This window comes from Psychrobium sp. nBUS_13, from assembly GCF_051201665.1.
GTDB lineage: Bacteria > Pseudomonadota > Gammaproteobacteria > Enterobacterales > Psychrobiaceae > Psychrobium.
Genome location: NZ_CP179210.1, coordinates 252772 through 276576, shown reverse-complemented (window position 1 = coordinate 276576; position 23805 = coordinate 252772). Strand labels below are relative to the sequence as shown.

At 42.8% G+C, this 23805-nt stretch carries 31 protein-coding genes and 1 pseudogene; 5 read left to right on the top strand and 27 right to left on the bottom strand.

Going from position 1 to position 23805, the window contains the following annotated elements:
- Positions 1–2 precede the first annotated feature (2 nt).
- The 19 genes from ACMAZF_RS01335 to ACMAZF_RS01245 form a co-directional block, all read right to left on the bottom strand.
- Positions 3–320 carry a hypothetical protein gene (locus ACMAZF_RS01335; RefSeq protein WP_435275705.1) on the bottom strand — a complete coding sequence of 106 codons (318 nt, stop codon included), beginning with the start codon at positions 318–320 and terminating at the stop codon, positions 3–5.
- A 2-nt stretch (positions 321–322) separates the two neighbouring features.
- Positions 323–940 (bottom strand): hypothetical protein, encoded by a 618-nt coding sequence (locus ACMAZF_RS01330; protein ID WP_435275704.1) that lies wholly within the window; start codon positions 938–940, stop codon positions 323–325.
- Complete coding sequence (locus ACMAZF_RS01325) at positions 940–1842, bottom strand: hypothetical protein (RefSeq protein WP_435275703.1); 903 nt, start codon at positions 1840–1842, stop codon at positions 940–942. The genes ACMAZF_RS01330 and ACMAZF_RS01325 overlap by 1 nt, the downstream gene beginning before the upstream one ends.
- Complete coding sequence (locus tag ACMAZF_RS01320; RefSeq protein WP_435275702.1) at positions 1842–2477, bottom strand: hypothetical protein; 636 nt, start codon at positions 2475–2477, stop codon at positions 1842–1844. The genes ACMAZF_RS01325 and ACMAZF_RS01320 overlap by 1 nt, the downstream gene beginning before the upstream one ends.
- A complete protein-coding gene (locus ACMAZF_RS01315) occupies positions 2478–2852 on the bottom strand; it encodes a hypothetical protein (protein ID WP_435275701.1) in 375 nt (124 codons plus the stop codon).
- Positions 2845–3057, bottom strand: a complete 213-nt coding sequence (locus ACMAZF_RS01310; protein ID WP_435275700.1) for a hypothetical protein — start codon at positions 3055–3057, stop codon at positions 2845–2847. The genes ACMAZF_RS01315 and ACMAZF_RS01310 overlap by 8 nt, the downstream gene beginning before the upstream one ends.
- Positions 3057–3383: a hypothetical protein gene (locus ACMAZF_RS01305; protein WP_435275699.1), complete on the bottom strand. Its 327-nt coding sequence runs from the start codon at positions 3381–3383 to the stop codon at positions 3057–3059. The genes ACMAZF_RS01310 and ACMAZF_RS01305 overlap by 1 nt, the downstream gene beginning before the upstream one ends.
- Positions 3384–3395: 12 nt before the next feature.
- The gene (locus ACMAZF_RS01300; RefSeq protein WP_435275698.1) at positions 3396–4250 is read right to left on the bottom strand and encodes a major capsid protein P2; all 855 of its coding nucleotides are present in this window, start codon (positions 4248–4250) and stop codon (positions 3396–3398) included.
- Between the two features lie 384 nt (positions 4251–4634).
- Positions 4635–5594 carry a putative phage abortive infection protein gene (locus ACMAZF_RS01295; RefSeq protein WP_435275697.1) on the bottom strand — a complete coding sequence of 320 codons (960 nt, stop codon included), beginning with the start codon at positions 5592–5594 and terminating at the stop codon, positions 4635–4637.
- Positions 5595–5686: 92 nt separating this feature from the next.
- Positions 5687–6379, bottom strand: a complete 693-nt coding sequence (locus ACMAZF_RS01290) for a hypothetical protein (protein WP_435275696.1) — start codon at positions 6377–6379, stop codon at positions 5687–5689.
- A 2-nt stretch (positions 6380–6381) separates the two neighbouring features.
- Positions 6382–6993: a hypothetical protein gene (locus ACMAZF_RS01285; protein WP_435275695.1), complete on the bottom strand. Its 612-nt coding sequence runs from the start codon at positions 6991–6993 to the stop codon at positions 6382–6384.
- A gap of 46 nt (positions 6994–7039) precedes the next feature.
- Positions 7040–7666 (bottom strand): hypothetical protein, encoded by a 627-nt coding sequence (locus ACMAZF_RS01280; protein WP_435275694.1) that lies wholly within the window; start codon positions 7664–7666, stop codon positions 7040–7042.
- Positions 7663–7854: a hypothetical protein gene (locus ACMAZF_RS01275; protein ID WP_435275693.1), complete on the bottom strand. Its 192-nt coding sequence runs from the start codon at positions 7852–7854 to the stop codon at positions 7663–7665. Before ACMAZF_RS01275 ends, ACMAZF_RS01280 begins: the two co-directional genes overlap by 4 nt.
- 3 nt (positions 7855–7857) lie before the next feature.
- Complete coding sequence (locus tag ACMAZF_RS01270) at positions 7858–8043, bottom strand: hypothetical protein (protein WP_435275692.1); 186 nt, start codon at positions 8041–8043, stop codon at positions 7858–7860.
- A complete protein-coding gene (locus ACMAZF_RS01265) occupies positions 8036–8278 on the bottom strand; it encodes a hypothetical protein (RefSeq protein ID WP_435275691.1) in 243 nt (80 codons plus the stop codon). The genes ACMAZF_RS01270 and ACMAZF_RS01265 overlap by 8 nt, the downstream gene beginning before the upstream one ends.
- Positions 8275–10143, bottom strand: a complete 1869-nt coding sequence (locus tag ACMAZF_RS01260) for a replication endonuclease (protein WP_435275690.1) — start codon at positions 10141–10143, stop codon at positions 8275–8277. The genes ACMAZF_RS01265 and ACMAZF_RS01260 overlap by 4 nt, the downstream gene beginning before the upstream one ends.
- On the bottom strand, positions 10143–10922 hold the full coding sequence (locus ACMAZF_RS01255) for a phosphoadenosine phosphosulfate reductase (RefSeq protein ID WP_435275689.1): 780 nt from the start codon (positions 10920–10922) through the stop codon (positions 10143–10145). The genes ACMAZF_RS01260 and ACMAZF_RS01255 overlap by 1 nt, the downstream gene beginning before the upstream one ends.
- A 174-nt stretch (positions 10923–11096) precedes the next feature.
- Positions 11097–11336: a hypothetical protein gene (locus tag ACMAZF_RS01250; RefSeq protein WP_435275688.1), complete on the bottom strand. Its 240-nt coding sequence runs from the start codon at positions 11334–11336 to the stop codon at positions 11097–11099.
- 12 nt (positions 11337–11348) lie between these two features.
- A complete protein-coding gene (locus tag ACMAZF_RS01245) occupies positions 11349–11639 on the bottom strand; it encodes a helix-turn-helix transcriptional regulator (RefSeq protein ID WP_435275687.1) in 291 nt (96 codons plus the stop codon).
- Positions 11640–11776: 137 nt separating this feature from the next.
- On the opposite strand from ACMAZF_RS01245, the gene ACMAZF_RS01240 reads away from it, so the two are divergent.
- Entirely contained in the window at positions 11777–12256 is a 480-nt protein-coding gene (locus ACMAZF_RS01240; RefSeq protein ID WP_435275686.1) for a helix-turn-helix domain-containing protein, read from the top strand.
- A gap of 153 nt (positions 12257–12409) precedes the next feature.
- Here ACMAZF_RS01240 and ACMAZF_RS01235 read toward each other — a convergent pair whose 3' ends face one another.
- The 4 genes from ACMAZF_RS01235 to hemE form a co-directional block, all read right to left on the bottom strand.
- Positions 12410–12862 carry a hypothetical protein gene (locus ACMAZF_RS01235; protein WP_435275685.1) on the bottom strand — a complete coding sequence of 151 codons (453 nt, stop codon included), beginning with the start codon at positions 12860–12862 and terminating at the stop codon, positions 12410–12412.
- A 71-nt stretch (positions 12863–12933) separates the two neighbouring features.
- Positions 12934–13119: a hypothetical protein gene (locus tag ACMAZF_RS01230; protein WP_435275684.1), complete on the bottom strand. Its 186-nt coding sequence runs from the start codon at positions 13117–13119 to the stop codon at positions 12934–12936.
- Positions 13120–13179: 60 nt separating this feature from the next.
- Positions 13180–14433, bottom strand: a complete 1254-nt coding sequence (locus ACMAZF_RS01225) for a tyrosine-type recombinase/integrase (protein ID WP_435275683.1) — start codon at positions 14431–14433, stop codon at positions 13180–13182.
- Positions 14434–14700: 267 nt separating this feature from the next.
- On the bottom strand, positions 14701–15768 hold the full coding sequence (gene hemE / locus ACMAZF_RS01220) for a uroporphyrinogen decarboxylase (protein WP_435275682.1): 1068 nt from the start codon (positions 15766–15768) through the stop codon (positions 14701–14703).
- Between the two features lie 285 nt (positions 15769–16053).
- Between hemE and ACMAZF_RS01215 the strand changes: the two are divergent.
- Both ACMAZF_RS01215 and ACMAZF_RS01210 read left to right on the top strand, forming a co-directional pair.
- A pseudogene (locus ACMAZF_RS01215) lies at positions 16054–16701 on the top strand (TonB-dependent receptor plug domain-containing protein).
- Positions 16653–17753, top strand: coding sequence for a hypothetical protein (locus ACMAZF_RS01210; protein ID WP_435275681.1), 1101 nt, complete (start codon positions 16653–16655; stop codon positions 17751–17753). The pseudogene ACMAZF_RS01215 and the gene ACMAZF_RS01210 overlap by 49 nt, the downstream one beginning before the upstream one ends.
- Before the next feature lie 109 nt (positions 17754–17862).
- On the opposite strand, the gene nudC is transcribed toward ACMAZF_RS01210, so the two are convergent.
- Complete coding sequence (gene nudC, locus ACMAZF_RS01205; protein WP_435275680.1) at positions 17863–18657, bottom strand: NAD(+) diphosphatase; 795 nt, start codon at positions 18655–18657, stop codon at positions 17863–17865.
- A 149-nt stretch (positions 18658–18806) separates the two neighbouring features.
- On the opposite strand from nudC, the gene rsd reads away from it, so the two are divergent.
- Positions 18807–19277, top strand: a complete 471-nt coding sequence (gene rsd / locus ACMAZF_RS01200) for a sigma D regulator (protein ID WP_435275679.1) — start codon at positions 18807–18809, stop codon at positions 19275–19277.
- Positions 19278–19326: 49 nt separating this feature from the next.
- Here the strand turns inward: rsd and ACMAZF_RS01195 are convergent, their stop codons facing one another.
- The 3 genes from ACMAZF_RS01195 to ACMAZF_RS01185 form a co-directional block, all read right to left on the bottom strand.
- The gene (locus tag ACMAZF_RS01195; RefSeq protein WP_435275678.1) at positions 19327–19701 is read right to left on the bottom strand and encodes a hypothetical protein; all 375 of its coding nucleotides are present in this window, start codon (positions 19699–19701) and stop codon (positions 19327–19329) included.
- Positions 19667–20932 (bottom strand): diguanylate cyclase domain-containing protein, encoded by a 1266-nt coding sequence (locus tag ACMAZF_RS01190; protein WP_435275677.1) that lies wholly within the window; start codon positions 20930–20932, stop codon positions 19667–19669. Before ACMAZF_RS01190 ends, ACMAZF_RS01195 begins: the two co-directional genes overlap by 35 nt.
- Positions 20933–21252: 320 nt before the next feature.
- Positions 21253–22902, bottom strand: a complete 1650-nt coding sequence (locus ACMAZF_RS01185; protein ID WP_435275676.1) for a M28 family metallopeptidase — start codon at positions 22900–22902, stop codon at positions 21253–21255.
- A 124-nt stretch (positions 22903–23026) separates the two neighbouring features.
- Between ACMAZF_RS01185 and ACMAZF_RS01180 the strand changes: the two genes are divergently transcribed.
- Positions 23027–23623: a DUF938 domain-containing protein gene (locus ACMAZF_RS01180; RefSeq protein WP_435275675.1), complete on the top strand. Its 597-nt coding sequence runs from the start codon at positions 23027–23029 to the stop codon at positions 23621–23623.
- Positions 23624–23805: the final 182 nt, after the last annotated feature.

The following is a 23805-nucleotide window of genomic DNA, read 5'->3' as shown; positions in this document are numbered from 1 at the left end:
GCTTACGCCTTGATAGCCATGAGGTCAGCGTGTTGTGGGTCATCACTATTAGCCCAAGCGCGAACCGCATCAATGAAGGTGGTCATTGTGGCTTGTTGTTCGCTTGTGCCAATGCGGGTGATGTTGCTTTGTTTCCACTGGGGATAAGCTCCGTCAATGTGTGCAAAGGCTTGCTTGTTGATGGTTTCAAGCTTGGCTTTTGCTTTGGCTTCATCAACCGTGGCTTGACCAATGCCTTTAACCGCTAACAACTCAGCTTCGGTTTTGTTGATGTGGCGTGTACTACCAATAACAACGCTGTATCTTTTTTGGTTGCTCATAGCTATCTCTCCACCATGTTCGTTAATGTTACATTTTTACTACCAATCCACGCCGCGGCCTGAGCCCCCAAGCCCACAACAGGTAACTCACCAGCCTGTGACACAAAGTGTGAACCACTTAATCGAACCTGATTTTCTCCATATTCTGAATACACAACGCATTCAGCATTAGACCCAGCTGGAATTTGGACACGAGTTCGTGAATGCAATGTAATAAACCCGCGAAGCTTTATCGTAAACGCCTTGGTCGAGCCTTTAATCACCACGGGGAAGTCGGCACTTACTGCACAATTACTCGTTACAATAACGCCACCATTGAATTCGATGCCTGCTCCGCCGAGAGTGCTTATCGTTAATTCACCGCCGCCAAAATTAACGTCCTCAGTAAGAACAACATCATTGTCCCCCACAAGATAGATAATCACTTTTGAATGCTGACCGAAGAATGCAGTCGCCGCGCTCAACGTTTTAAATGCCGAGCTTTCGGATAAGCCATCATTTAAATCATCTCCCATTAACGAATCGACATAGCATTCTTTTCGGCTATTTATCGAACGCAATGCTTGTGAGATTTTATTCATTTTGTTAAGTGTGGAGCCACCGCCTAATAGTGTTCTCATTACTTTGTTACCTCTGCTAAATAGCAAGTGTCGGCAGGGTTTTGTGCGTAAAGCGTCACCGCTGAACCACTGCCTAGATTAAATTCACGGCCAGCGCTAAGGGGAATTCCTGCCCTTTCGCCGCCGACCCAAATTAAGCCTGTGTTGTCTTCACTGGCCATAATGACGAGCGTTAAACGCTCTTTGTTTTTTGCAAGCTCAACGGTGTTACTTTGCGTAAAATCAGCGGGAGCAAGTGGGTTGTAACTACCACCACTTTTCACGCCAAATTCAGTGGGAAAGTTAGCCACACTGATTGATTGCTCAGGCTCAAGCGTAACTTGTTGAACCGCTGGTAAGTTATCAACACTTACCGATTGGTTAGCTTCAAGTGCCACCTGTTGAACCGCTGGTAAGTTATCAACACTTACCGATTGGTTAGCTTCAAGTGCCACCTGCTGAACCGCTGGTAAATTTTCAACACTCACCGATTGGTTAGCTTCAAGTGCCACCTGTTGAACCGCTGGTAAGTTATCAACACTCACCGATTGGTTAGCTTCAAGTGCCACCTGTTGAACCGCTGGTAAGTTATTCACCGTAAACGCTGACGGAAAACTATTAGATTCAAAGCTCACCGCCTGCACGGCGGGTAAGTTTTCAATACTCACAGCGCCACCTTTGCCTGAGATATGCACCTTGATGTTGGCCACTTCATATTCAACGTTGAGAGGTTGATTGCTTGTGTTGCAAAACAGCACTTCACGTACATCATCAAGCTCAAGCTGACGGCCAAGCTCACCCAGTACTGACCCAAACTGCGGCGATTCAATGGAAAAGCTGCCTGTTGAGTTGATAATGGATAAGTACTTGCCCGATGTTTTAATCAGCTTTTCTTTGCCTGCGTCAATTCTGATAATTGGCATTAGTCGTTACTCCGCATTACTACAATGGCAATAAAACCAAGTCCCAGTGCAATGGCCATATACAGCGTCATCTTTTGGGATGACTTAGCTACAATGTCTTGCCCTGCTAGGCTGGTACTACGCGCTAAATCAGCAATAAGCGCTCTATCGTCACTGTTGCTTTTGGCCGCGTTTTTCAAGATATTCTCTTGTGAGCGCTGGCCGTTTTCGAGCATAGATTGAACGTTGTCACTAAAGTTATCCGCTTGCTTGGTTGAGTTTTCAAACGCACTGACCGCTAGCGTTTGCACTTCATCAAGGGCATCACTACCAAAGTCAAACGCACTTTCAAGGGCGTTTTCATTGGCGCTTAACGCACTACGACCAAAGCTAAACGCCTCCTTGATTGAGCCGCTATCTGTCATGGTAATCGTGCCGTTATTACCCGCGTAATCACCGCCGTTATCAATGGAGTTATCGGTATTAAACGAGTCCTCTAGCTCAATTGAATTGTCCGTATTGTTTGAATCCGTGACGCGGTGGTCTGATTCATCAATCGTGACATTACCCGCACCCGCAAATTCACCGTCATTAACAATGTTGGTGTTTGAACTGGTGTTGGTTGTTTCTTGTTTACTTCTTGATTTACCGCCCATTTACAACCCCATGACATAAATCAGTTCATCACGACCAAACAGTGATTGGCGCGTTTCAACGAGTGAGAACGCCAACCCATTAAGCGCACGTGTTAAGCGCTCAGGGTGTTTGGTGTGAAAACGAATAGAGGTGAATTGATTAAACCGAGCAAAGTTAATAATCTCTTGTCTCGATTGGTAAAGTCCCGAGCCAGCCACCGCCACCACCACAAGCTGTCGCCCCTCAGGGCGAACAACGATGAACAAACGTGAGCTAACAGACTGATAGAGCGCACTCACCCCGTTAACAATTTCACGTTTGATGGTGCCAACACTGCCGCCCAAAGCTGGGCGTAGTGTCTTAAGTGCCTGACTCGTTAGCGCTACCTTAATCACGTATCACCACCACATAAGCGAGAACCGCGACAATCGCGCCGCCGACTAACCACAACGGATTGATGCCCGTTTTATGATTAATGCCGCCGTAGCTTGTGCGGCCATTAAACGTTTGGTCGCCGTTGCCCGATTTGGCATCGCCGCCACTAATCGGCATTGAGCCCGAGTTAGTGACATCAAGCGGATTCGGTAAGCCGCCCACCATTAGCCACGCCCCCGAGCAATGACAGCAACACCCACTATCAGCGCAGTTAATACACCGCCGCCAATCATTAAGGTTTGCTTATCCATGCCCATGAACATTGGCTTAGGTGCAACCACCTCACCCGCTTTGTTCGTGTCACCCACAATCGTTGAACCATCTGTGCGCGTTGCTTTAACAGGCTCAACCGCTTTAAGTACATCAGGGTCTTTGCGTGTTTCTTGAAGCTTTTGCACTTCTAAATCAACGCGGCCATCAAGCACTTGTGTGACACCTTCGCCAACGGACTCAACCAGCCCATCAGCGATACCTAGTAAAGATTCCCACATAGATGAGTCTCCTTACGCTGCGCTTGGGAATGCGACTTGCTCATACCCTTCAACGTACGTTTTAATCGCGCCCGCTTTATCCACTTCAAACTCAAACGATAAGCCCGCCGTATTAATCGCGCCGTTTGTGCCAAAGCCAAACACCGTGAAATCAAGCACACAATAACCGTCTTGACGCGCTAGCTTGCCGTAACGCTGATTCGCATAATCAAGGTCGCCGCGATACACCGTGTGAATCGTTTTAGATCCGCGCTTAACAAAGATTTTACTAATATTCACATCATCTTCTTTAAAGATAATGCGCTGAATATGACGATGTGGTGAGCCGTTTGGAAATGCCCACGTATGCTCACCCGCTGCCGCCGCATATTGAGTTAGCTCATAACGTGATGGCGTGTACATACGCCCCGCATTATCGTTATCCGTTACCCATGCTTTCGCTTTAAGTGTTGGCACGACTGGGTCGTTTTCGCCTTTCTTGTCAAACTCAATAAGCAAGGTCACATCGTCATTGATGTTAGTCACTAATTGCGTTTGATAGATACCCGCAGGGCTGCGGTATTCATACTTAGAAAAATCGAACGTAAAACGACCTTCTTGTTTGAACTTTTGCGTTAAGTCATCAATCAAGTTCATCATGACATTTGATGCGTAACACACGGGTGTGCCGCCAATATCAAGCGTGACTTTCTTAATCGTTGGTACATGCTTAATGTTCGTTTCAAGCTCAATGGCGTGATACGTCATACCCGCTTGCAGTTTAAGCGCCCATTCTTCTTCGTAGCCACTGCCCGTAGGCGAAGCACACTGAATTTGTGTTGGCTGGATTTTACGAAGCGCACGGGCTACTGGTTTTAATGTACTCATCAAATCCCCCTTAACCAATGACGTCTTGAACTGGGTCAATGTTATTTGACGCCCAGACAACCAATGCAGCAACCACCGTTGCAATGCCCGTTGCTTTTAACAGTGTTTTAGTTTCTTTACTCATGTGTCGTTTTCTCTTTAAATTTGCGTTTAACAATGGTCACTACAGCAAACGCAACTACACCAGCAGCGCCCATAGCAATAAGATTTTGTTTGTTCACTTGGTTATCACCCCGTAAGTTAGAACGAGGCCAATTAAAGAGATCGGATGCGGTATGTGTATAGGGGGTAACTAGGCATTAAGCCTATTAGGTTAAATTAGGGGAAAATTAATTGTGTTTGGTGGGTTTTGGGCGTAAAAAAACCGCCGAAGCGGTTTAGGGTTTACTTTTCATTTCTCATTTTAGCCATAATTTTATTATCACCGAATGCCCCCTTCTCATAATAATAATCGATAGCTTTTTGAAAGCTATTGAGGCGAACCTCGACATACTTAAAATGGATGTGCTCAAACATACTAAAATACTCCACCAGTATCTTGTATTTATTAAATTCAACACCCTCTGTTTCATAACAATTTAAAGCGAGCAATAGAATTACCTCTCCACTTAATGCAGAGCGAAGTATGCTCGAGTAAGTCTTCATTTGACTATTGCTTTTGCAACCCTTTAAATCTTCAACATTTGCAATTGCTTCGTTTTCTGGATGATGCAAAGCAACGAACTTTAAAACCTGATAAAGGGCTCTAAAGTATTCATTCACGTAAGGATAATTACTCATCTTTGACTTTCCACAACTAAGATTTAAATTGTGCCTCTCACGTTCACATAGCTTTTCATGTCCCATATTCGTAAGTTGTAGTATGTCTCTTAAGTCTTCTTTAAAATTGTTATTACTGCCTAATTTAAGCCCATTTAAGTATTCCAAAAGGGAAAAAAACGTATCTTCAAATCGTTGCATTTCAGCATGCTTAGCCTGCTCTTCTTGCGCATCGACGGTCTTAGATAGCTCATCTCTACTCATTCTTAGTTCTTCATTATTAATTTTGAGCATTTCTTTATTTTGCTCTAAAGCTAAATTACTTTGTTCTATGGCTTTCTCGCTTTGCTCGAGGGCTTCCTTAGTTTGGGCTAACGCCTCTTGGTTTTGTATTAATGTGTGCATAATTAAAAACAAACTCGTTAAGGCAATAATCGGGTTAAGAATCCCACCAAAAAAATCACCAGTAGCGCCCCAATCTGATACAGTGTCCCAATAACCAATACCAAATTTATGAATAAAAAAGCCAATACACAAAGCTGCCACCAAAACAACGACGCCTACAATCCTCAATAAAATATTCAACTTAATTCCCTCTATAAAACTTTATTAATAACAAAGAAAAAGAGGATACCAACTAGATATCCCCTTCACAATTTTTCTTTTTTATTAGTCAGTTAAAACCTCAGCTTTCCCCGTTCAACATTTCCAAAGCCCGGTAATTTGAAGAAATACTCCAACTTTTTAAGACTTTTGATTTCATCAATCGAAACGCCAAGTTCACGCGATATTCTCGATACATCGCCCTCAGCCTCTTGTACGCCTACCCATTTGTAACCTGACATACTGATGACGGTGTTAGGAATTGGCGCAAGACGCTGGCTTACTGAGTGAATAACAAAGCCAAATTTACGGCCAACTTCAAGTAGTTCACCATAGATTGAATCCTCGTCACCTGTGGTGATGGTGACACGGTTAATTTCTTCCATGACACAATGCAGTTTCTTTTTGTGTGTGCCATTACCAGCAGACCAAAGTACCTGACAGAATTTAAGGAACAATTCACGCTTAGGGCGTTTGCCCTCTGGTGCATTCTTTGGGGTGAATGCAATCTTAAAACCTTGGTTGGTTTTGCGCCCCGCATAGAGCGCGTTGAAGAATGACTTTAACGTATCGTACGTGCGAACCTCACGACCTAGAAACTTCTTACCTTTGTACTGGCCGTAGAAGTCCCAAAACACCACTTGGTCAGTCGGCTTAATACGTTTCATTTTTTGGGTAGCAACGGATTTACCCGCGCCTGTGGTACCTGCATATAAACAATGCTCAGCGTCTAGTGATTCATTTGGGTTAATCGGTTGCATCGCCATAATTACGCCGCCTTATCCGTGCTTTGTTGCTCTTTGGTTTCGTACTTTTCAGGATGCTTGCGTTTATCTTCAGCTAAGTCTTCCGCTTTAAGCGCTTTGATTTGTTTAACTGAGCCATACGCTAATGAGCCAACGAACAGCGCCGCCATGACTTCGTTTTTGTATTGGCCGAATAAACTTAACGCCTCAGGCGCATATTTTTGGATAACAGGCGTTAAGCGTTTAGCGCCGCGCTCTTTCTTCTTGTCACCCATCGTAAAGCGTTCATGGCCATGTTCTTGTAACAACTCTTCATACCAATCAAGCGCACCGATAGCAGCCATTTCTGCACCTTCGGGCGTTTGTAATAAATCTTTAGTCCCTTGGAGCATTTGAGCCTCTTGCTCAGGTGTTAGATTAGCGGCCATTGTTGGATCAAAGTCTGGTTCCTGTTCGCCCTCTTCGATACCTAGCGATTTTGCCATTTCTGCCGCTTCGGCGTCACGTTGTAATTCTTCTTCGGTTGGCTCTGGTTGTTCAACGGCTTGTTGCTCATCGGTAGTGGTTTCTAGGTGTGCATCGTTTTGTTGTTGCTCTTGTTGTTCTAGGTCTAAATCAGTGTTTACGTCTGTCATGTGAATCTCTTTAAATAATAATTAGGGTTAGGGTTAATCTATTAGGTTAAGCAGCTACGGCTAACAAAGCGCCTATTGCACCACCAATCACGGCAAAGATACCGATTCTCATTGTCTTAGGCGCTTGTGTTTGCGCGTTTTGTTTGGGTTCAACTGGCGTCGGTATACTGTTAACCGTTGATACCGCGTCACTACTGGCTTGCACTGGTATATCGTTAGGCGTTGGCAACGGTGATAATTCGCTATGGTTTTCGGTTAAATCAGACGTTTCGTTATCACTACCTTGATTAGCCGTGGATACCGCGTGGGGCGCGGTATCTGTCGGCTTATCATCACTTAAGCTTTCGGCTTGTTGAGTGGTAGTTTCTTCGGTTAACTCGTCGCTTAACGTTTCGTTATCCGTGTTAACCGTCAATACCGCATTCTCAGCGGCTTGGAGCGCCTCGATAGAGTGATACGTGTTCGCCTTAATTTTGGCTTGATACGGTTTACCGCCGCACTGGTCAGTGCCGCAACTATCACAGATTAAATAGCGGGTATGACTGCGTTTTCCTTTGGGTTGGTGTACCGATGCAATTTCGCCACAATGGTGGCGAAATACGCCTAATACTTTGTTTATGCTAGTTCTTAGTGGAATAGTACCTTCGCCGTCAGCTATTGGGACTGTCTTCATGCTAATTGATCCTTAAGTTGCTTAATTTCATCACTCTGTTGATTAACGATATCCACCAATTGACCTAATAGGGTTAACGTTTCATTACCGAGCATTTGCGCGGCCTGTTTGGTTTTCATCATGGGGGCTTTTTCAAGTACATCACCCGCCGCTTTAATGCGGATTAATTGTTTATTTAAATTTGGCATTTCTTAAAATCCTCGTTTCTTTTTGTTGTGTTTACGTGGCTTGCGTTTTGGTTTGCACACGTTGTTGTTAGTGACCTCTGGCATTGGCTTATCAGTTGGAATAATTCCGCTTTTCCTTGGCTTAGGAAAAATAGAATTCATGCCACCCGATAAGCTAATAGCTAATACAGTCCATAGTTTTTTAATCATTTGTCACCCACTCCAGTTTCATTTTTACTTGCTCGCATTTCACGTGAAGCGTTTCCCCATTAACAACATGGTGAACTTCACCGCTGTCATTACACATACGCAAAAAATTATTAAACTCGCCATTTTGCGACGAATAATAGCCAGCCAAATAAAACAACACTAAAGCGGCAGCAAATGTCGCCACCTCTTTTAATTGCTGGGTTCGCGTTTTCCTGATAGTTAATAATCCTCTCATATTTCAATCACCCTGTTATTTCTAATTTTTAATGTCCTGTCACCATCGTTGACCATCTTTCCTTGATAGAGCATTTCTCTAGCAAAGCTATCGATTCCCATAGCGTTTAACGTGTTAATAACAACGTCCGAAATTGATTCCGTACAGTTATTAACACGAGTCCTAGGGTCGCTACCGCTCCCGATTAACTCGCTATCGCTCGCTTTTTTTCGCAAACTCCAACGCTCGGCGCGCGTTGTTATTTGCTCGTCAGCATGGGAAACACCGACAATCTCAAAAACTGGCTCACCGTATTTGTTCGGTTGCTCTTTTTTCTCCCGAACAATATTTAATGGTGTGTTGCTCATTTGAAGTGTGAATTCCGCCCAGTCACCTTTATCAGCAGCACCGCGAACCGTTTCTATGTCACTATCTGTTAACGGCTTTTTTAATCGTCTAAGTTCGCGCCATACTGTGACTGATTCCGCACCTATAAACTGAAATTGACGGATACCCCATTTACTAGCCCACGCCACGGAACGGTCAGCACCAGCGGATGCAGATAAACCTGATTCAAAGTCAATGTTTTCGTCGCCTTTCATACCTTGCCCGTTTACGTTCTTAGCGATGTACTTAATCAAATACCCCACTAAATCGCCTTTTTCTGGATCCATTTCCAATACGTGAAAGCGGTTTTCTTTTGCGCCTTTTTCGTCGCCATCAACCTCTAAAGCGTAATAACGGCATGTTTTTATTAGCTCTTCTTTTTGGTCAGGGCGAACAAAAACGCCAATGTGCCAGTGAGGCGTACCATCTTTGTGAGGCTCAACGACTCTTAACGCGCTAATTTCGATTCCTGAGCGCTTTAGTGATGCTCTGACCTTTGCCCATTGTCCACATAGGTATTCTTGCGCCTCTTTGGGCGTACTACCTTGCCATTTACTATTGGGGACTGTTATTTCTTTGCCGCCACGCTCTATCGTCTTTCTGGCGTGATACTTAGACGGACAAGTAAAGGTCAACATCATGGCAGCATTACCCGCTGCCTCGTTCACATCCTTTAGCCCTCTGGCGCGTGTCATCATTTCAATAAAACGCTTTTCGGGGTTTGCTACCGACTTTTCAACAATGTCGGCAAGATTGAGCACTTGCTCACCGTCTTCGCTGACGATTTGCATCATGTTTAGGTACTCAAGAGTTTGGCGACGCTTGTTGTAAAAATCGGTTAATGCTGATGTGCTAACGTAGGGGGATTTCTCGCTAACCAAGCCATTAGCGATATTAATGTGCTCGTTAGTGCGTGCGGCCATTCGGTTGAACTTTTTACACCAAAACTCTTCACAGCAGACGTAGCCCAATGCGAACTCAGCGGCAACTTGTGCCGCCTCAAGAATTAACGCTTTAGCATCAGCGCTTAACTTCTTTGATTCTTCAACTTTCTTAGGTTTGGAAACGGTTGTTTTGTAGGGCATTTCGATACCCCATTTTTCAGCAAAACTCGCCACCTCGTTGTAACACTCGATAATGGGATTGTTTGGCGTCCCCTCGTTGATTAGGCAGTATTCTTGTATTAGCTCAATACAGTGATTACTGACTGTTACGGCCAGTAATTCGCGTTCATCACCGCGCAATAACTGCTTTGCGTTTAGCGGTGAATCATCAATAATTTTGACGAGTAAACCAACTTTTTCACGCAAGCCAAGATTGCTATTACCTATTTGGCGGGTGTCTTTAGCATTCAATCGACGCTTAACGTAGTATTGCGCCATTCGTCGCTGAATAAACCGTGGGAGGCCGCAAGATTCGAGATACTTTTGCGCCCAAGCATTATTGTCTTTGTCGAATGCGTCGTTGTTAGGCAGCGCGGCCAGTTCTAATATTTTCACTATGCCGCACCACCGTCATAACAACCACACGGCAAATCTTCATCATCCCAATCTTTTGGAAAGTTACTAAACGCATCGATTTGTTGAGTCATTTCACCCCAGTTGAAACGACGACCTAACCCTTTAACACTGGTTAGCTCTGCATTTGCTTCTAGCGCCAACGCTTTTTGAAATTGCGATGGGTAATGCTCTTGCAGTGAAAAGATTTCATCGCGCTTTGACGCAGGACAAAAGAAACACGCCGATTTACCGGGTAACGGCAAACCCACTCGTTTAATTGCTTCAATACAATCATCCCTATCCCAACCCCATTCGATAAGCGGGTAACGCATGATGTATTTTTTAGTCTCAGTTGGCGCATTATCGGCGCGACGTTGCTCATCAACGTCATAGCCAATTATCTTTACTACTTTCTCGCCAGCCGCCCACGCAGTCTTGCACTGAGGATGATTGTTGCAAAACTTATCTTGTGGCTGAATTTTGAATTTCTGCGAGCAATTCTTAAAGCCATACGCCAAAGACGGCAACATATTTCGCTCAAAGCAATGGTCATATAAATTAGCTTGCGAACCGTCACGATAAACTTTAATTACCTCACTAATCTGAGGCCAACCAATTGATAGGAGCCAATTATTAACTTTGGTAATATGAGCTAACGTGTGTGGCTTTTCGCCACCCGTATTAGCAAATGTAATTAAGTCTGGACGCTCGCCTCGCTCATACATTCCCGCAAGTATCGCCGTTGAGTTCGTGCCAGCACCATAAGATAAGCATTGCATTACACAGCCCCCACAATCATTCGCTTATAATGGCGAGCAACCAACGGGTCAACCGTGAAGCTGTTATCAAGAACCTGCTTGCAAATTCGGCGCATGTCCTCACCGACGCATTGACCACACTGACGGAAATAACTGTAGTTCAACTTGAAATTAACCTTGGGGCAATATGATTTACTAGGCATGGCGTTCACCATAATTTGATTCTTGATACTTACGGAACAGCTCAATGCGGTTTTGATTTTTTTCGCTACGGACTGGGTTTTGAATTAATTCTTGCTTAGGCTGCGAGCGCTGGTTAAGCACTTTACGAAATGAGGCGACGATATTAGCGCAACGGGCTTTTTGTTCGTCTGATTTTGGTGTGACTTGCTGAGGGCGGCACGGGATGCCGTCCACTGTCTGGAGTGTACTCATTGTTAAGTCCTTTTAAGCTGCTTGCTGTGCTAGTTTTTTCTGTTCTTGAGCCTTGCCGTGTTTCTCATACCAGCCATCTGCGCCAATTTCTAACCACTCGCGCAAATCGCTTTGAGACCAGCTAACAATGTTGGCTGTCATGTTTTTTGAAAGGGGGAACCTGAATTTTTTGGTTAACCTGTGAATTGTCGTGCGCGACAGACCAACAATTTCTAGCACTTCCTTTGTGCGCATTCTTCGCTCAACACCCAACGGATTGATAAGGTTTTGATTTACTGGCGTTTCGTTCGTGTTCATTTCCATTGTTTTATCCTCATTTCACGTCACGAACTATCGACATAACAAGCAAGTCGTGACAATATTAATAATTGCAACCGTGTGAAACAGCTTGCAACCAAACGCAATCAAGTGATTACCTCTGGAACGGATAATAGACTCAAATGATTACATCGTCAACACCACTTGGTGAAAAAATACGGCTAATTAGAAATGCTGAAGGATTAACTCGCCTCGAATTTGCAGCGCTAACAGGCGTCAACGCTGGCTCTCTTAAACAATCAGAGCTAGGTCAAAGAAAAACAATAAATTCTGATTTTTTAGAAAAAATCACAAATAACCCCACGCTTAACAAATACGCGCTGTGGTTAATGACAGGAAGTGTCTCCTCAAAAGCTGGACAAATCGCCCCAACGACATCAAGTGAAGCCACGGAAGGCCAAAATGAAGATAATGCACAAACAGCAAAGACTGAAGATATTAAAAACTCAATTATTGAGGCCGTTTTTGCGCTGGTAAATACAGATATGATAAAGCTTGGTGACGGAGTAAAGGTTACTCACGTCACCAATGCTATTTTTGAAGAGATTACCGAATCTAACGCGACTGCTGATGCTGACACGAAACATGATAAAGCGATGTAACATTACCGTCTGACGCTTTACTTGTTGAACTTTCGATACAACCTAAAGCGTCAAGCTCCCACTTTTTATGCTCAGCAATACGCACATCTGGCGGCGCATTTTTAATTTCAAAGTACTTTCGCAGCATATGAAATTCACGGACGTTATTGCTTTTTACCTCTCTTTTACGAACGAAATACACCGCCGCCAAGCTTGCAACCAGTGTAAATAAACAAAATATAACCAACTGTTACTTCCTTTCAACATCAATGACACTGCAACCGCAATATTTGTTGCCCCCATAACTAGCGTATGAGCGTTCAACAACCAAATAACCCCATCGTCCGACGTGACCGTTTCCACCCTGACTTGATGAATTAATAGATATAGCAAAATCTGAATAACCATTAACGCATACACAACATACGCATTATCGGTGTGCCGCAAATCAAGCGTGATATGCAGCACAACTCCGCCAACTATGACCGCATTAACCATCAAGGCCGACACTAGATAAAAGTTATTAAAACTCAACACCCCCGCATCAGCTAAGTATTTATTTACTGCCGCCTCAACCAACAACAAGCCAACAATTACCAAATGCGATGCAGAATCTTTTCTCAACAAACAAACAGCCAAAGAGGCGAGCAAACACACTGCATAACAAAGGTAAATGTAATCTGCGTATTGCTTAGGTATCAACGCTCTGGTCTGTCTGGGTGCGTTGGGTTCGTCGGTGCTTTTTGCGCTGCCGCGCTCAATGTCACCTTATCGTCCTCTAAGACTTTGACGGCTACATCATCGCTCTTATCGACTGTGTTTTGATTACCTGCCTTTGCAGACGTTTGAAGTGGGGTACCGCTGTAATTACTAGATATGTTCATTATCTAATCCTTTAGTTTGATAAAAATTCCTATGTGATATTACAACCTTGTAGCATTATGTCAAGCTGACGCGCCACCAACGACCCGCATTAAGTAGGCCGTCCACACCTCAATCCCTTGTCGCTTTTCTTTTAAATAGTCATATCTATCGTAATGAACTGTTGCGACATCTCGCTTGTTGTGCTGCTGGAGCATATCCCTAATGTAAATAGGAACACCCGCTTTAGTCATTAGCGTTTTGGCTGTAGAGCGGAATGTTTTAGCTGAAAACCTTTCGATATCATGTCTTTTACACCACTTACTGTACACCTCATTAGTAACTCGATGATGGGTAGGTTGCGACAAATCACCGCGCAAAGGAAACAATGCGCCTGTACTGCCTCGGTGAATAAATATTTCTTTTAATATCTCAATCGCCAAATCAGACAATGGGACAATGTGGTCACCCCGTCTTCTTACTTTTACGCGCGATGACGGAATTGTAAGAATATTATCCACAAAGTCGTATTCGTGAGCATATGATTTAAACACCTCATCAATACGCTGCCCGCCCAAAGCGAGCGCCAACCTAAAATATAATTTCGCGTTTACCGTTAGGTCATCTGCCCACCATATTTTCCTTACTTCATCTTCACTTAACCAACGCTGATTAGCGTTTTTAGGTGCATCAATAACAATGTCTCGGACAGGATTGTACTTAACATCATACCTTGGCGGCTTGCCGAACCGTGACGGTGAATTATCGTAATTAATCGCAAACTTGAACATTGATAGCAAATTAGAGCGGAATATATTTGCCTTATGCACCGCTCCACGATTGTAAACGGCATAGATAACACCGCGAACCGCATCGCTTGCGATGAACTCCTCAATAGATACGCCATCACCAATAAACGGCAACAGGTCGTGATTAAAACAGCGCTTTAGCGTTATCACTGTTTTTTCTGCGTAGACGCGTTCGGCGTAACCAATAAAATCACTAATCAGCACATGTAAGGCCACTTGCTCATTCATGCGTTTTTTAGCTGCTATCTTTTCTTTTTTTTGCGCACCAATATCATTACCGGTAGCAACTAAATCGCTTAACTCATAAAACTTTCGCCTTGCATCTGCTAGCGACCAAGTTGGGTATTTTCCGATTTCTAGCCGCCGTTTTTTTCCGTTATAGAAATATTGAACCTGAAACGCTTTGGCTCCCGATTTATACACTTTGACTTGAAAGCGACCACCACCCCTAGTGTCAGACTCTTCGGTCATGACGTAAGCGTTATCTTTTGCTAGAAGCGCTTTTATTGATTTATCCGTAAATTTCATAGTTATTCCGATTACTGCCAACAAAAAAAGAGTCAGTTACAGTGTCAGTTATTGTCGAAACTTAATGATAATACATGAAACAAGAAAAAACACGAAGAAACTACGTAAGGCTGAAAACCCCTTTGATACGGGACGTTATGACACAAAAAAGATAATGTAAACACCCACAAAAACACAAAAGCCGCTCATCTACGATAAACGGCTTTTATGACAATTCAATGATCAATTAGTTTTAATTCATCAAACAGACTTGATGAACTAGTTCAACTATTTGTGGAATGGACGAGATAGTTCATTCACTGCTTTGATAAACGCACCTGCATTTTCTGGTGGCACGTCTAAGTGGATGCCATGGCCTAGATTAAATACATGTCCAGTGTTGTCATGCCCGTATTGCTCTAAGATATGCTGAACTTCTTGACCAATGCGCTCAGGAGAAGCGTACAGCATTGAAGGGTCCATGTTGCCTTGCAGCGCAACTTTATCACCAACACGTGCTTTAGCATCGCTAATGTCGATAGTCCAATCAAGACCTACCGCATCACAACCAGTCGCTGCGATTTCTTCAATCCATTGACCACCATTTTTAGTGAACAATGTTACTGGAACACTGCGACCTTCGTTTTCACGCGTTAAGCCATCAACAATTTTCGCCATGTAGCGCAATGAAAACTCACGGTAATCACGTGGTGATAAAATACCGCCCCATGTATCGAAAATCATTAACGATTGTGCACCTGCAGCAACTTGAGCGTTTAAATAAGAAATAACTGAATCAGCTAACTTATCTAATAATAGGTGCAATGTTTTTGGTTCAGCAAATGCCATTTTTTTGATTTTTGTAAAGGCTTTAGATGTGCCACCTTCAATCATATAAGTCGCTAGTGTCCAAGGACTACCAGAGAAACCAATCAATGGGACATCACCGTTTAAGCCTTTGCGAATTGTACGAACGGCGTTCATCACATAGCCAAGTTCGTCTTCTGGATCAGGAATACCAATCTTTTCAACATCACGTAAACAGGTAATAGGACGATCGAATACTGGTCCTTCACCTGTTTCAAAACGTAAGCCTAAGCCCATTGCATCTGGAATAGTTAAAATGTCTGAGAATAGGATAGCGGCATCTAAATCATAACGACGCAGCGGCTGAAGCGTTACTTCACACGCAAAGTCAGCATCACGACACAGTGACATAAAATCACCCGCTTTAGCGCGCAATTCGCGATATTCTGGCAAATAGCGTCCCGCTTGACGCATCATCCATACTGGAGTTTGATCAACAGGTTGTTTCAACAACGCACGTAAATAACGATCATTCTTTAACTCAGCCATTAACACTAGCCCTTCAACAATAAAATTGGGCGCTATTGTATCATCGACTACCGCTAAAAAACTAACCTAGATCAATTCTAATTGGAGATTTGGATCCAATAATCTCAATTGAATATTTTTGGTTACGCCTGCCAGACAAATCCTTTAATTTCCACACCATCAAATATTATGATCGACTTCAAATCAAATTTTGTACAAGTGGTGATTTGACGCTTTACGTAACTTTACACAAAACGACACCATTAATGATAACAATTATAATTACAACTAACATAAGTATTAAAAATGCCAAAAATAAGCTCTCCATCTCTAACACTCACTGCCGCAGCAATTGCTATGGCACTTACCACTAATGTTCATGCCGCCGATACTGCTAAAGATAAGACGTCATCTAGCAACAAAGACGCTAAAACTGCCATTGAAAAAATCACTGTTTACGGACGACATAACCAGCTAATTTTAGAGTCAGGAACAGCCACAAAATCGAATATGAGCCTCATGGAAACGCCAGCGGCGATTGTCTTGGTTGATAAAATTTTACTTGAAGAACAAGCGACTGCAACATTACAAGACAGCCTCAGAAACGTCAGCGGTCTATCTCAAGCAGGTAACAATTACGGCATTGGTGACAACCTGCAGATTCGAGGTTTGGGTGCTAATTACACATATGACGGCATGTACGGTGGTGCAGGCTGAGGTAATAGTTTTAACCCAACTCGCTCAACGACAAACATCGAAAGTGTCGAAGTGCTAAAAGGCCCGGCAACAGGCCTATACGGAATCGGCTCAGCGGGCGGCGTTATCAATTTGGTTGAGAAAAAACATTACGCTAGGACGCTTACGAAATTAAAGCAACGTTGGGCCAATGGGATAACCATGGGATCATGTTTGATGCAACATCAGCACTTAGCGAAAATACCGCTTATCGCCTAGTTGGTAATGTTGAAAAATCTGATGGTTACCGAGGGTTAAGCTCAGCCAGAAACGAACTTTACGGCTCGTTATTATTTGATATAACAGACTCTCAACAACTAGTGACAAGTGTTGCTTATATTGATGATGATGAGAACCAAGTCGATTCAATTGGTCACCCAGTAAGTATTTTTAACCGCGATAGCGTCAATAGCCAACAAGGGCCCATCAGCAGCGATGCATTACCAAACGACCCAACGAGCAAAGGGATTCAGTTAACAGAATCACAACGTGAACAACTTGCGAACAGCATCACGAGTACAGATGGTTTAAGTCCATTTGATATTGGCAGCCAAGGACTAATTTCACCACTATCTCGACCGAATGATGGCAAAGAGCTTCGCGTAAAATTTGATTACACCATCGATTTTGATCAAGACACTTCACTTAGACAACAGTTACAGCACCGTCAGTACGAGTCTGACTTTGTTGGCCAAACAGGTGCATACAACTATGTTTATTGGAATCGCCGTGGTGTAGTTAATGCGGATCCGCGTGCGCCATTAGTCATTGATGACGTTTTATATCCTTATGCAGCGCGCCGTCAAGAATATCGTCGTGGTAATGTCGAAGAGAAAAGCCAGCAATACTTTGCAGATTTCAACACAAGCTGGAATCTGGGTAACTTTAGCGGTGAACACTTAATCAGTGCCAACTATGAAAACCGCGATGTGGATTCAAAGAGTTGGTCGATTTGGGATGCAGATTACCGTCAAAAAGATAAAGATGGCAATGTCACTTACCAAGGAAAACTACCGTACATTCTAGATATCAGAAACCCAAACTGGACTAATAAACGTTTTGAAGAGTTAGATCCTGTTTTACGTTCAAACTACACAAAAAATGTAAAAGCATACGGTATCAGTTTTCAAGAAGTCATTTATTTTAACGACATACTCACCGGCCGTTTTGGCATGGCAAGAAGAAAAATTAACCAAGAGTATACACAGCATGAAACGCCGCGTTACCCGAATGGTCGAGCGCCAAGTGATCAATCATACCAATTGCATTAAGTAAGTGATCTTGTTGTGCGTAGAGAAAATCAGCTAAAACAAGAGCACAAAAAATAGAATCAACCAAAGATAATCACGGCTCTGCCTAATTAACTAACAGAGCCGATAACTAATCACTTAACACATGATCAATCAGTTGCCGTGCAATACTATGTTTGCCTGGAATTTCGGGTAAATTATCACGTTCAAACCAATCAGCAGCAATGAGCTCGTGCGGATCAATTTGGATGTCGCCACTGTCCCAATCAGCGAGATACGCCACCATGATATTATGGGGAAATGGCCACGGTTGAGAGCCAAAGTAACGGACATTCTTAACCGTAATATTGGTTTCTTCTTTTACTTCACGAATAACCGTTTGTTCTAATGTTTCACCAACTTCAACAAAGCCGGCCAATACCGAATAGATTTCACCCTTATTGCGTTTGTTTTTTGCGAGTAATATCTGGCCATCTTTAATGACAGCCATAATGACCGCTGGCGAAATACGTGGATAAGCACGGTGCCCACATGAACGACATTGCGCAGCAACTTCCCAGTGAATTGTCATCATTCGTTGGCCGCACTGACCACAAAATTGATGGGTTCGTACAAAATTGGCAACTTGCCATGCTCGTCCAAGTAAGGCACTGAGTATCTCGTCAGAAGACAACATGATGTCACGTAATCCACGCCACTGACCTTGCGGTAAATCAATAGTTTGATGTTGCAAATCAACTAGAATACACGGCAATGATTGATGATATCCCAATAAAAACTTTGGCGCCTGCGGATCGAAAATCAATCCTAAAGAATCTAGTTGTTGTTTAGGTAATTGCTCGTTATCGAGAATCCAAAATGTGTCTTGCTGGCAAAAAAACCATAATGCAGGACGAGTTGAATTCAAGCGTTTAATTTTTTTCATGGGACTCTTTAGAATGTTAATTCATCGATATCACGATTTGTTATGCACTTTATCATGCCATCAATCAGAAAAAATGCACTGATAATGATTGCTTTCACAGGCTGCATATCTTAACTTTAATACTACGGAAATCACACAGGAGACGTTTCATGTTAGAAAAAGTAAAACAAGCACGTCAACAATGGGGCGGTTCTAATCTTTTAATTGATACTTGGCTGAATAAACGCCAAGAGCTTATTGTCACTTATTGCCAAATTGCCGGCATCCCCCCTTATGAAGAAAATGCTCATCAACTTCCAAAAGATGAAGAAATCAGCGAGTTTTGCAACAGGTTAGTCGATTACGTATCGACAGGACATTTCGAAGTTTATCGTGAAGTGGTTTCCGCCTGTGAAATTCATGGTGAAAGTAGCATATTTCATGTGGACGAACTTATTCCCAAAATCAGTGTGTCGACGGAGATGGCATTAGAATTTACTGAAAAGTATGCTGATAACGAGCATGTTTTCAATAAGTTTGATACCCACTTATCAACACTTATCGAAGGATTAGAGCAGCGCTTTGAATTAGAAGATCAGCTACTTTCCAATCTTCACGAAAAATACAGCACGTTGGCCTAAGTCTAGGCTAGCTAAATACCGCTGAATTCAGCGGTTTTTTGATTGGAAGTTACTTACTAAGCTTCTTAATACGCTTTTTAAGGCGCTTCATTTCATCTTCCAAATCGTCATCATCACTGCCGTCCACCAGCTTAAGGGTTGATTTTGCTTTGAGTAAATCATTATCTGCAACGTAAAGCTGTGCTAGACGTAAATTTCCCCATTGTAGATAACGATGTTCCTCTATAGTCATTAACTGCGTAACCTGTCCAATTGCTTGTTTAATATTTGCACCAGACTTCACTGCAACTTTGGCTAATTGGTAAAGCGCATTGCTTTTTTCCATATCATCACTCGCATGACTTAACGCATCAATTAAATCTTTATAAGCGGGTGCCCACTCTTCATCATTAGGGTCTGTTGATCTTTTGTGTGCCAGTAACAACAGCAAAATTTCGTTGTTTTTTAGCTTCGTAAAGGGCTTTGTCAGCTTCTACATAAAATGCTTGAGAATCGCATATTTCCGGCGGCATTAAGACATAACCACCAATTGAAATAGTAAGATAGTCACTGATATTACTTTCACCATGCTCAATGTGTAGATATTCAATGCTAGTGCGTAATTTATCTAAAAATAGCTGGCTTTCAGCGATAGTAGCGCGTGAGAAAACCAGTGCGAATTCTTCACCACCGATGCGGAAAACATAATCACTAGGTCGTTTAAGGCACTCCATCAATTTGGTTGCCACACGCTGCAATGCAATGTCTCCTTGAGGATGACCATAGCGATCATTAAATTTCTTAAAGAAATCAATATCGATGATAGCTAATGTAATATTGTAATCATGACGCTTAGCCAACCGTAACTCTTTACTCAATATCTCGTCATAACTTCGGCGATTAGGCAGCGCTGTTAACTTATCTACAATCGACAATTTTTTGTTGGTTACGTCATTGAGAATATTGGTGTAATCAACAATTTTATAATTTTCATTAAAGTTTGGCAGTACCGATGAATACGCCCAAAATATTTGACGCTCTGAATTAGAATGCTGTATTTCACCAGTCCATTCCATACCAGTAGAAACGACACGTAAAATACCTTTCGTGAGTTGCTCACCTTGAGGTGAATTATCAAAAAACTGGCTATGCTTTCCAATGAGATCTGATTTAACACCCCCTAAAAATCGACATAATGCATTGCTGGCATCAATCACATTGCCAGACTTATCGATAGTTGCCATCATAATTTGTTGATCGATAAAATGATTGCGACGGATCCGATCTTTATTTGCTGCACGTAAACTGCGTACAACATAGATTGAGAACAGAGCGACTAGAATTACCGCCATAATTGAAATGCCGTAATTAGTAAGCAATGCCTGTTCTTTTCTCATTTTCGCGCTGCTATGGAACTGTTGCGCCTTGTTATACGCAAATTCGACGAGTGCGCCCACTTCCCTATTCAATTTGGCAACGTGAGATGCACCCTTGCCCGTGGTAATTGCTGACGCTCGCTGTTGTTTTCCTTCACGCACGAGATTGATCACCTCATTACGTATCGGCTGCCAATCGACAAAACGTTGATAGGTTTTATTTATTTGTGCCTGCTGCCCCAAAAACAGCTCAAAAATGATGTCAAAATCTCTAAGTGCCGCCTGCTCATGAGTAGCCACTCGAGATACTGCCCATTCGACACAGCAAAAGGGTGCTTATAGAGACTATCCATGTCGTTAGCAATACCAGTTAACTGCCGTTGAGAACTAACGCCTAACGCAATGACAACGACGACTATGGCGCAAAAGCCAACAGAAATCTTTTTATAGACCATGACAAATATAATCCTGAGTTACTGCTCTAAATTATAAGTGGTAAGGCCCCTGTGATATTGCTTTAGATCAATGAAGATGTCGCATTTTATAATTGACTTTATTGGGTTTATAAAACCAAAAGCCCCATCAAACGATGAGGCTGTATTGCGGTTTAACGTTAAAAATTAACGCTTAAATTCTGATTTTTCACTCCACTTAGGCCATACATTTTCTTTCGATAATTCATAGCCCACTTCGAAGAACGCCTGCATGTCTTCAACAGCGCCTGATAGATCCCACTGCTCGTTGTATTCATCACATAAACCGTGGTAACACTTGCCCAATTTAGGACCTAATTCAGCACGTAATTTAGCCGTCGCCTCATCTACGGGTTTCTTACCGCTTTTAGCATAAAGCGCAGGAATGCCCACATTGGCGAATGCGAAGTGATCTGAACGGTAATAAATACCCGCCGCTGGACGTGGATCACCAGAAATCACTCGGCCTTGTTTTTTCACAGCTGCTTCAAGGAAGTTATCCAATTCAGATTGACCTAAACCATAAACAGCTACATCAACACTACGACCAACCACATCTAATGCATCCATATTGATATCAGCAACTGTTTTCGCTGGCGCGATAATTGGATTTGCAGCATAGAATTTCGAGCCTAATAACCCCTGCTCTTCAGCCGTTACCGCTAACATAGTGATTGAGCGCTCCGGACGCACTGGCAATTTAGCAAAAGCTTCAGCCACTTCAATTAACGCCGCAGTACCTGTCGCATTATCTACAGCACCATTGTAAATTTGATCACCATCTAAGCTTTTGTCCGTACCTAGATGATCCCAATGCGCGGTATAAATGATGTGTTCATCGGCTTTAGTACGGCCAGGAAGTGTCGCGATAAAGTTGTTAGAGACCGAGGTATTAATGGTATTTTTAACATCAACTGACGCCGTTAAATCGCCCATAGCAACGTGGTATGCACCCTTTGCAGCTTCTTGTTTAGCCACGTCGAAATCTAAGCCAGCTTTTGCAAATAACTCTTTTGCAACATCACTGTTTACCCAGCCTTCGACCTTAACGCGATCTTTATTTAAATCATCACGTTGAAAACCAAATTGTTCACCAGACCATGAATTCTTGACCACATTCCAGCCATAAGATGCTGGCGCAGTTTCATGGACGATAATAGCGCCAGCAGCGCCTTGACGGCTTGCTTCTTCATATTTATAAGTCCAACGACCGTAATAAGTCATTGCTTCACCAGTAAACTGCTCTGGGTTTTTCGTTGCATAACCAGGATCATTCACCAAAATAACAACAGTCTTGCCTTTTACGTCAATACCATCGTAATCATTCCAGTTATATTCAGGGGCATTCACACCGTAACCAACGAAAACTAACGGTGAGTCTTTAATGCCAATTTCTTCAACGATTTGGCTAGTACCAATCACCATGTCAGAGCCATATTGATACTCTTTTCCGCCAATTGACAATGTCATGTCAGGAGACGCTTCAATCGATACCAATGGAACTTCTTGCAAATAGCTATCGCCGTTCCCCGGCTCAAAACCCAAGGCTTTAAATTCTTTGGTTAAGTATTCAAGAGTTAGTTTCTCACCTTCACTTGATGGCGAACGACCGCCAAATTCGTCAGACGCTAGCACTTTTACATGCTCAGCAAGTTGCTGTGCGTCAATGCTGTCGTAACTCGCAGTAATGGCAACAGCGTCGTTTACAGCAATCTCTTTTTTTGTTTGTGGCTTAGAATCATTACAGCCAGCTAAAACAGCGACGGAAACCATCGCTAGACACAATATTTTTTTCATTGTTTTTGTTCTTAATTTGAAAGGACGCCGACAGTATAGCCCGAAGCACAGATTTAGCAAAAGGTAGCGATTATTCCTTAGCCTCTTTATACTCAAACAATCGGATCTAAACCAGATTTCAACAATGAATAAACCACACTCACAATCTTGCGACAATAATAAACAGCCTATTTTAGATAAATTAAAGCCATTATTAACGTCTTTTCAGGATGTCGTTGAAATAGGCTCAGGGACAGGTCAACACGCGGTTCATTTCGCCAACGCTTTGCCTGATTTAACGTGGCATACGACAGATCTAACTGTGAATCATCAAGGCATTAAGCAATGGATTAACGACAGCGGGCTTTCAAATATTAAGCCACCGCTGTGTTTAGATTTAAGTAAACCCTGGCCAATTTCTCAATGTGATGTCATTTATACGGCCAACACATTACATATTGTTAGCGCCGAGCTAGTCACCGCTTTTTTTGCTGCCATCAAAAACACAGTTAACATTAACGGCTTGGTTATCATTTACGGTCCATTTAATTATGCCAGCAAATTTACTAGTGACAGTAATCGACAATTCGATAGCTGGTTAAAAGATAGAGATTCAAACAGCGGCATTCGTGATATTGAATGGATAACCGAGTTAGCCGCCAAAGCAAACCTACATTTACTTGATGACGAACAAATGCCAGCCAATAACCGGCTCCTTACTTTTAGAAAAGTCATCGACTGAATGTAAACAAGCCTATCAAGCCCTTAGGTTTCTTAAGGGCCCACACGACTATCTTTCTTAATAACACCCACCAGCACATCAACCAGATATTAAAGTTGCGAATGTAAGGAAATGTAAGCATTTGCAAAGTATTGAAAACATCGTCTCCTATTTGAAACCTATCTATAAAATCACGCTCTATT

Excerpts from the sequence above, each read along its gene's own strand:
- ACMAZF_RS01335 (WP_435275705.1), bottom strand. The coding sequence starts at position 320 with ATGAGCAACCAAAAAAGATACAGCGTTGTTATTGGTAGTACACGCCAC.
- ACMAZF_RS01330 (WP_435275704.1), bottom strand. The coding sequence starts at position 940 with ATGAGAACACTATTAGGCGGTGGCTCCACACTTAACAAAATGAATAAA.
- ACMAZF_RS01325 (WP_435275703.1), bottom strand. The coding sequence starts at position 1,842 with ATGCCAATTATCAGAATTGACGCAGGCAAAGAAAAGCTGATTAAAACA.
- ACMAZF_RS01320 (WP_435275702.1), bottom strand. The coding sequence starts at position 2,477 with ATGGGCGGTAAATCAAGAAGTAAACAAGAAACAACCAACACCAGTTCA.
- ACMAZF_RS01310 (WP_435275700.1), bottom strand. The coding sequence starts at position 3,057 with ATGGTGGGCGGCTTACCGAATCCGCTTGATGTCACTAACTCGGGCTCA.
- ACMAZF_RS01305 (WP_435275699.1), bottom strand. The coding sequence starts at position 3,383 with ATGTGGGAATCTTTACTAGGTATCGCTGATGGGCTGGTTGAGTCCGTT.
- ACMAZF_RS01300 (WP_435275698.1), bottom strand. The coding sequence starts at position 4,250 with ATGAGTACATTAAAACCAGTAGCCCGTGCGCTTCGTAAAATCCAGCCA.
- ACMAZF_RS01290 (WP_435275696.1), bottom strand. The coding sequence starts at position 6,379 with ATGGCGATGCAACCGATTAACCCAAATGAATCACTAGACGCTGAGCAT.
- ACMAZF_RS01285 (WP_435275695.1), bottom strand. The coding sequence starts at position 6,993 with ATGACAGACGTAAACACTGATTTAGACCTAGAACAACAAGAGCAACAA.
- ACMAZF_RS01280 (WP_435275694.1), bottom strand. The coding sequence starts at position 7,666 with ATGAAGACAGTCCCAATAGCTGACGGCGAAGGTACTATTCCACTAAGA.
- ACMAZF_RS01275 (WP_435275693.1), bottom strand. The coding sequence starts at position 7,854 with ATGCCAAATTTAAATAAACAATTAATCCGCATTAAAGCGGCGGGTGAT.
- ACMAZF_RS01270 (WP_435275692.1), bottom strand. The coding sequence starts at position 8,043 with ATGATTAAAAAACTATGGACTGTATTAGCTATTAGCTTATCGGGTGGC.
- ACMAZF_RS01265 (WP_435275691.1), bottom strand. The coding sequence starts at position 8,278 with ATGAGAGGATTATTAACTATCAGGAAAACGCGAACCCAGCAATTAAAA.
- ACMAZF_RS01255 (WP_435275689.1), bottom strand. The coding sequence starts at position 10,922 with ATGCAATGCTTATCTTATGGTGCTGGCACGAACTCAACGGCGATACTT.
- ACMAZF_RS01250 (WP_435275688.1), bottom strand. The coding sequence starts at position 11,336 with ATGAGTACACTCCAGACAGTGGACGGCATCCCGTGCCGCCCTCAGCAA.
- ACMAZF_RS01245 (WP_435275687.1), bottom strand. The coding sequence starts at position 11,639 with ATGGAAATGAACACGAACGAAACGCCAGTAAATCAAAACCTTATCAAT.
- ACMAZF_RS01240 (WP_435275686.1), top strand. The coding sequence starts at position 11,777 with ATGATTACATCGTCAACACCACTTGGTGAAAAAATACGGCTAATTAGA.
- ACMAZF_RS01230 (WP_435275684.1), bottom strand. The coding sequence starts at position 13,119 with ATGAACATATCTAGTAATTACAGCGGTACCCCACTTCAAACGTCTGCA.
- ACMAZF_RS01225 (WP_435275683.1), bottom strand. The coding sequence starts at position 14,433 with ATGAAATTTACGGATAAATCAATAAAAGCGCTTCTAGCAAAAGATAAC.
- hemE (WP_435275682.1), bottom strand. The coding sequence starts at position 15,768 with ATGGCTGAGTTAAAGAATGATCGTTATTTACGTGCGTTGTTGAAACAA.
- ACMAZF_RS01210 (WP_435275681.1), top strand. The coding sequence starts at position 16,653 with ATGTTTGATGCAACATCAGCACTTAGCGAAAATACCGCTTATCGCCTA.
- nudC (WP_435275680.1), bottom strand. The coding sequence starts at position 18,657 with ATGAAAAAAATTAAACGCTTGAATTCAACTCGTCCTGCATTATGGTTT.
- rsd (WP_435275679.1), top strand. The coding sequence starts at position 18,807 with ATGTTAGAAAAAGTAAAACAAGCACGTCAACAATGGGGCGGTTCTAAT.
- ACMAZF_RS01185 (WP_435275676.1), bottom strand. The coding sequence starts at position 22,902 with ATGAAAAAAATATTGTGTCTAGCGATGGTTTCCGTCGCTGTTTTAGCT.
- ACMAZF_RS01180 (WP_435275675.1), top strand. The coding sequence starts at position 23,027 with ATGAATAAACCACACTCACAATCTTGCGACAATAATAAACAGCCTATT.